This window comes from Microvirga sp. HS2 (assembly GCF_055792805.1).
In genome coordinates this window covers 1-6,514 of sequence record NZ_JBVVAJ010000073.1, presented here as the reverse complement: position 1 = coordinate 6,514, position 6,514 = coordinate 1, and the positions used below count along the sequence as shown (strand labels likewise).

The following is a 6,514-nucleotide window of genomic DNA, read 5'->3' as shown; positions in this document are numbered from 1 at the left end:
GAAGTTCGGGGATATCGCGGGGTCCGCGGTGGCGCTGCATTTCTGCGTCCAGAGCCTGATCGTGAGCATCGGCGGAACGCTGGTCGTGATCCTGCTGCAAGGCGACACCGCATGGCCGCTTGCAACCTTCGCCTCGATCATGGCTCTCGTCGTCCTGACCGTCCAGGGATGGCAGCGTCACTGAGGTCGTTTGCGGACGTGATCCAACGTGAAGTCGGGCTTCGTGCCCGACTTCACTGACCCCTCCAGAGATCAGGGGTCTCAGTCGCAGCCCAGCTTCAGCAGGAGCCAGTCCCGGAAGGCCTGCATTCCGGCTGTCAGAGGCTTGGATTTGAGCCACGTCAGCCAGTAAGAGCCCGCAGAGACTTCGATCTTGAAGGGCTGCACGAGCCGCTCCGCAGCAAGATCGCGCTGAAACATGCATACCGGAACCAGCGCAACGCCCAGACCCTGGGCGGCAGCTTCCGCCATCGTCACGGAACTGTCGAACATCGGCCCACGGATGGTCGGGCAAGCCGTGTCCGTCCTCTCGAACCACAGGGGCCATTCGTCAACCCGGTAGGAGCGGAGTAGGGTTTCCCACGCGAGATCCGCCGGATGGCGCAACCGCGTGGCCATCACAGGCGCACATACCGGAGACAAGGGTGCCGAGAAGAGGTGAACGGCTTCCGTTCCGTGCCACGATCCGTTGCCGAAACGCAGGGCGAGATCGAGGCCATCGCCCGCCACATCGACCCGATTGTTGTTGATCAGGAGGCGCAGGTCGATCAGAGGGTACCTGGCCCGGAACTCATCCAGGTGCTGGAGCAGCCATCCATTCGCGAAGGTGCTGTTGCACCCGACCGTTACGACCTCCTCGATCTGGCCATGCTCCAGACGGTCGAGGGTCGCACCAATCCGCTCGAACGCCTCCGTGAGCACGGGCATGAGCACCCGTCCTTCGTCCGTTAACGCGAGCCCCCGCGGCAGCCTGCGAAAGAGGCTGACGCCCAGCATCTCCTCAAGGCCCTTCACCTGATGGCTGACCGCGGCTTGCGTCACGCGCAGCTCCAGCCCCGCCCGGGTGAAGCTCAGGTGCCGGGCCGAGGCCTCGAACGCCCGCAAGGCGTTGAGGGGGAGATGCGGTCGGGCCATGCTGAAGACCTAGTTTTTCTAATGGCTCTGGCGAGAATTCCTCGTTTGTGGGAATCGAGTCCATCGGTCAAGTTCCCCCGGCAACGGAGAACCGATGTCATGATCACACGCAGACAGTTTGGACATCTTGCAGCCGCTTCCCTGTTCTTCGGCTCGGGAGCCCATGCCGCCGGGAGCAGCAGCCATGATCGTCTCGCGCAGATCGTGAGCGAGGCGATCCGCCCCGCCATGGAAGAGAACAACATACCGGGAATGGCCGTGGCGGTCACAATTCGGGGTCAGCGCTCCTATTTCAATTATGGCTTCGCCTCACAGGAGAGCGGACAGAGGGTGACCGAGAATACGCTGTTCGAGATCGGCTCGATCAGCAAAACGTTCACGGCAACCCTCGCATCCTATGCGCAACTGACGGGAGCTCTGTCTTTCTCGGACAAAGCGAGTCGCTCCATGCCCGCTCTGGCGGGCAGCAGCTTCGACCAGATCAGCCTGCTCGATCTCGCGACCTATGCGGCCGGCGGCCTGCCCTTGCAGTTTCCCGACAGTGTCACCGATCAGGACTCGATGATCGCCTATTACAGGAACTGGCGCCCGACCTACCCCGCCGGCACCCATCGGCAATACTCGAACCCGAGCATTGGCCTGTTCGGCCATCTTACCGCCCAAAGCATGGGCAAGCCCTTCGACGACCTTATGGAGCAGATGCTGTTTCCGGCACTTGGTATGAAACACACATACATCAGGGTTCCGAAGGACCGGACGGGCGACTACGCCTACGGCTATTCCAAGGATAACAAGCCGATCCGGGTGACGCCGGGCATCTGGGACTCGGAAGCCTACGGGGTGAAGACGACGTCGGCTGACCTGATCCGCTTCGCAGAGGCAAACATGAACGGCTCGACTTCGGACGCGACGCTCCAGCGTGCGATCACCGCGACGCATACCGCATACTACAAGGTCGGTGACATGATGCAGGGCCTAGGCTGGGAGATGCTCACCTATTCCACGGATCTCGACCGGCTGCTTGAGGGCAATTCCGTCCAGGTGACGTTCAAGCCCAATGAAGTGGTGAGATTCGACCCGCCGCACGCTCCTCGGAATGACGTGCTGATCAACAAGACCGGGTCGACGAATGGCTTTGGTGCCTATGTCGCCTTTGTCCCCGCAAAGGGCATCGGCGTCGTGATGCTGGCGAACCGGAACTATCCCATTCCGGCTCGGGTGAAGGCCGCGCACCAAATCCTGTCCGCGCTGGACAGCCAGTCCGGTGTAACAAGCGCACGGTGATACTGCTCTCCGCATGGAGCGGTCTTAGAGACGATGAAAGCTGCCTGTCAGGCGCATTGTATGCGCGTGACAGACCAGGTGGTAGAACACTGTTCTGTTCGTCTGAGAGACGCACCACTTGGCACGACCCTGCTATCGCCTTGCACCCGACCAACTCGATCAATCCGCTGAATGACGTGATAGAGCCAGCCGATGAGACCCCTGCTTCAAACGGGACTTGCTGTTCTTCACACGCTGATGGCTGCCATCACGCCATTCCACACTGTATGGGGGCAAAGCCACCAGAATGAGGGTACGTTCGCGCCTGCCGAGGAGATCCCCGAGAACCCTGCTCGCTGCAGCGAGATCAAGGATGTGATCCGAGACGTGCCAACTCCGTCCGGACTGGATCGGATCGACTTCAGCGCGGTCGGCGCTCTCAGCCTCGTGCACTTCGATGGTGTGCTCGCCTATATGGGAATTTGCGAAGAGCCGGACGCGAAGGTTCTCTGTGTGACGTACAGCACGAATAACCTGAAGCTTGGCGATGCCGTGATCGTGACCGGGAGTTATCGCAAGATGGCGGCGAACTTCGTCATACTGGATCCATGCCTTACCAGCCGACCAGAGCCATAGATCACGGCCCGGAACGGCCATGTGTACAAATTGGAATATGGCTCCGCTGGGGCGACGCCTCGGTCGGCTCCAGTGGCTTCTCACGGGTATAGCCCAGGGCCCACGCCTTGTCTGGGTGCCTGACGCGTGGTATTTAATCCCAATGTCTTCGATGCAGAACCTTGCTGCCGCCAACGTTTCGTTCGCCGCCCGCCCGGCGGGCGCGTTCCCTATGTGCGTCTCCGGATAGCAGCGGGATCGGCTAGGCCGTCCTCTCCCGCCCGGAGACGATGCAACGAGCGGCCTTCCTGACCTCAAAGACAGTTTCAATCATGCTCGCATCTCCTCGAGATCGGCGGGATGGGCCCATGACCGGCTCCCGTCGTGGTATCATCTTCGCCTTACTGATGCTCTGCGCAGCCCTGTCCCTGGCAGGAACCGACCTCATCCTGCCGGCCGTGCCGGCGCTGCCGGCGATCTTTGCGACAAACCAAGCCACCGCTCAGCTCGTGCTGGCCTCCTATGTCGCCGGCACGGCAATGGGCCTCCTGCTCTTCGGGACGCTGGCCGATCGCGTGGCCCTGCGAACTTTGGTGGTATCCTCGCTCGTTGTATTTGCTGTCGCATCAGTAACCTGCGCCCTCTCACCGGACATCTGGACCTTGGTTGTTCTGCGCTTCGTTCAGGGCACCGCATCGGCGGCCGCACCTGTCTTCGGGCCCGCCATCATCCGACAGATCTTCAGCGAAAGGGCCGGGATTCGTGCCATTGGCTTTCTCGGCAGCGTCGAGTCCCTTGTTCCTGCCCTTGCACCCATCCTGGGCGTCTTTCTGCTCGCCAGGTTCGGGTGGCAAAGCTCGTTCGAGCTTGTTGGAGTGGTGGCGATGGTCGTGGCAGGGCTGATCTTCGTGCTGGGGCTGCCGCAGCAGCCCAAAGCGGCTGGAGCGCAGGGCAGCTATCGTGCGCTCCTTCTGGACCCGGTGTTCATGCGGTATACACTGTCACAGGCCATGACTCTGGCCGGCCTGGTCGTTTTCGTCTTTGGGGCTCCGGCCGTGATTGTGGGGACCATGGGGGGCCCCCTGAATCACTTCATTGCGATGCAGGTGTGCGGCGTCCTCGGCTTCATCGTTGCGGCCAATCTGACGTCACGCTTCGCCGAGCGGTGGGGCACCGAGCGCATCATCTTCCTCGGGACCGCCATGGCCCTGGCAAGCGCCGTCACGATCCTGGTCTATGCTCTCGCTGGCGGGAACGACAGCGCACTGCTTCCCGCCTTGTTCCTGCCGATGAACGTGGGCCTGGGACTTCGCGGCCCGCTCGGGTTCTATCGCGGGATCGTGGCGTCCGGCAGCAACAGTGCTCGCGGCTCGGCTCTGATCGTTTTTTTCATCCTGGCCATGACCAGTTTGGGCGCGATCATCGCCGCGCCTTTCGTTGACCAGGGTTTATGGGCCCTTGGTATAGTGACCTGCGCGATCCATGCCTTGTCCGTCGGCCTGCTTCGGCTACTGCCCAGAATGCCTGAGGCGAGCTGACGGCCTTATGATGCAACATGGATCTGACACAGGAGGTCGGTTTGAAGCAGAGTATTGCGCATATTGCCCTCGTGGTCCGCGATTACGAAGAGGCCATCGGTTTCTACGTCAACAAGCTCGGGTTCGCGCTGATCGAGGACACATATCAGCCGGAGCATGACAAGCGTTGGGTTGTCGTCCGCCCCCAAGGCGACGGATCGACGTCCTTGCTTCTCGCGCGCGCCTCCACTCCCCACCAGGAGACATTCATCGGCAACCAGGCTGGCGGCCGCGTATTCCTGTTCCTTCGGACCGATGACTTCCAGAGGGACTATGCTGCGATGGTTGAGCAGGGCATCAAGTTCGTTCGCGAGCCAAAGCAGGCTCCCTACGGCACTGTCGCTGTGTTCGAGGATCTGTACGGTAATCTGTGGGACCTCGTTCAATTTGCGGACGGCTGCGACTGACAGCTCAACAGACCGGATCTCGCAAAATGGAAACTATATAGGCTCACGTTCGAGGTCAGAGTACCTCCGTAGACTGGTCAGACGGTCAGCGAAAGGTCATCACTGGGTCAGGAACCGAGCCCCCCTGCGTTTTCAAGAGGTCCGGTTCGATGAGGATTGCTGCCTTCGAGCACAACCTCGGCTATGCTGATGAGCACCGTGGGCCAAGTTCTAGAAGTGGTTTGGATCAAATCCCGAAGAAGGAGATCCACCCTGTACACGCGCCTGATCCGCAAACTTGAGCATTATGACCAACTCTCGGACACCGAGCGCCAGTTGCTGGAGGGAGCGGCTGTCAGGCCGCGACAGGTGAATAAGGGTGCGGACATCCTCCTGGAGGGAGATCGTCCGCCCGAGTGCACGGTTCTGCTGGAGGGCTATGCCGGGCGCTACAATCTCCTCAGCAACGGCAAGCGCCAGATCACGGCCCTTCACCTGCCCGGCGACTTCGTCGACCTCGACAGCTTCCTGGTGAAGAGGATGGACCATGCCGTCATGGCGATCACACCCTGCACGGTCGGCGTGATTCCTCATGACACCCTACGCGAGATCTCCGAGAACCACCCCATCTGGCCCGTCTGCTCTGGCTGACCACCCTCGTGGATGGCGCGATCAACGGTCGACGGCTGGTGGCCATGGGGCGGCGCTCGGCCCTGGAGCACACGGCTCACCTGCTCTGCGAGCTGTTCGTGCGGCTTGAGGCCGTCGGGCTGGTCACGGAGGACAGCTTCAAGCTTCCTCTGACCCAGGCCGAGCTGGGTGACGCCCTTGGCCTCTCGAGCGTCCATGTGAACCGCATCATTCAGGAACTGCGAACGGAGGGCCTGATTACCTGGCGCGGGGAAACTCTCACCGTCGAGGACAGGCCGCGTCTGCAACAGCTTGCTGAGTTTGACCCATCGTTCCTGTGCCTGGAAAGGGAGCCACGCTAGCGGGAGCGGCAGCCTCGGCATCTTCCCGGCCGAAGGCACAACAAACCACACCCTCCCGGATTTGGAGGCATCAGATGATAGGACAAAGCCATGCCTCGTTTTTACTTCGATGTGCGGGAAGGAACGCGGTTCATCCCTGATGACACTGGCCTTGAGTTCGAGAGCCTGGATGCTGCCGAACGCGCGGCGGAGGCCGCAGCCGAGATCGGCCGGGATCGGTTGCCGAAGAGCGACGCTCGCGACATCACGGTCGAGGTGAAAAACGAGCATCACCAGCGGGTGCTGACCGTGACGATCACCATGGAGATCCACCGGGTGGATCCGGAGCCGGAGCCGCCGCGTGCGTGAGACAAATGGCTGATGTCACGAAGCAGGCCTTATGGAGTCTTGGCGGGAGCACACTACGCTGCCCCGGAACACCTAGAGCATCGGACTGAAAGGCAGATTCAAGAGGTTTCGGCCTGGGCTGGAGTGTGATTCCCTTCCGAGAACAGGAGGTGGAGCATGACCCAGAGCTTCTCCTTGGATCTGCGCGTGAGGGTTGCGG

The 6,514-nt window shown here is 61.3% G+C and carries 6 protein-coding genes and 2 pseudogenes; 7 read left to right on the top strand and 1 reads right to left on the bottom strand.

Annotated features, from left to right (window positions below):
* Window positions 1–184: pseudogene (locus ACS5Q0_RS27135) on the top strand (CmlA/FloR family chloramphenicol efflux MFS transporter); the annotation flags it as partial.
* Between the two features lie 77 nt (window positions 185–261).
* Here the strand turns inward: ACS5Q0_RS27135 and ACS5Q0_RS27130 are convergent.
* Window positions 262–1,134, bottom strand: a complete 873-nt coding sequence (locus ACS5Q0_RS27130; RefSeq protein WP_473129737.1) for a LysR substrate-binding domain-containing protein — start codon at window positions 1,132–1,134, stop codon at window positions 262–264.
* A gap of 99 nt (window positions 1,135–1,233) precedes the next feature.
* Between ACS5Q0_RS27130 and ampC the strand changes: the two genes are divergently transcribed.
* The 6 genes and pseudogenes from ampC (at window position 1,234) to ACS5Q0_RS27100 (ending at window position 6,315) form a co-directional block, all read left to right on the top strand.
* Window positions 1,234–2,418 (top strand): class C beta-lactamase, encoded by a 1,185-nt coding sequence (gene ampC / locus ACS5Q0_RS27125; RefSeq protein WP_473129736.1) that lies wholly within the window; start codon window positions 1,234–1,236, stop codon window positions 2,416–2,418.
* A 192-nt stretch (window positions 2,419–2,610) separates the two neighbouring features.
* Window positions 2,611–3,033, top strand: coding sequence for a hypothetical protein (locus ACS5Q0_RS27120; protein ID WP_473129735.1), 423 nt, complete (start codon window positions 2,611–2,613; stop codon window positions 3,031–3,033).
* 347 nt (window positions 3,034–3,380) lie between these two features.
* A complete protein-coding gene (locus tag ACS5Q0_RS27115; RefSeq protein ID WP_473129734.1) occupies window positions 3,381–4,550 on the top strand; it encodes an MFS transporter in 1,170 nt (389 codons plus the stop codon).
* 41 nt (window positions 4,551–4,591) lie between these two features.
* Window positions 4,592–4,996, top strand: coding sequence for a VOC family protein (locus ACS5Q0_RS27110; protein ID WP_473129738.1), 405 nt, complete (start codon window positions 4,592–4,594; stop codon window positions 4,994–4,996).
* Window positions 4,997–5,248: 252 nt separating this feature from the next.
* A pseudogene (locus ACS5Q0_RS27105) lies at window positions 5,249–5,967 on the top strand (Crp/Fnr family transcriptional regulator).
* Window positions 5,968–6,057: 90 nt separating this feature from the next.
* Window positions 6,058–6,315: a DUF6894 family protein gene (locus ACS5Q0_RS27100; RefSeq protein ID WP_473129733.1), complete on the top strand. Its 258-nt coding sequence runs from the start codon at window positions 6,058–6,060 to the stop codon at window positions 6,313–6,315.
* Window positions 6,316–6,514: the final 199 nt, after the last annotated feature.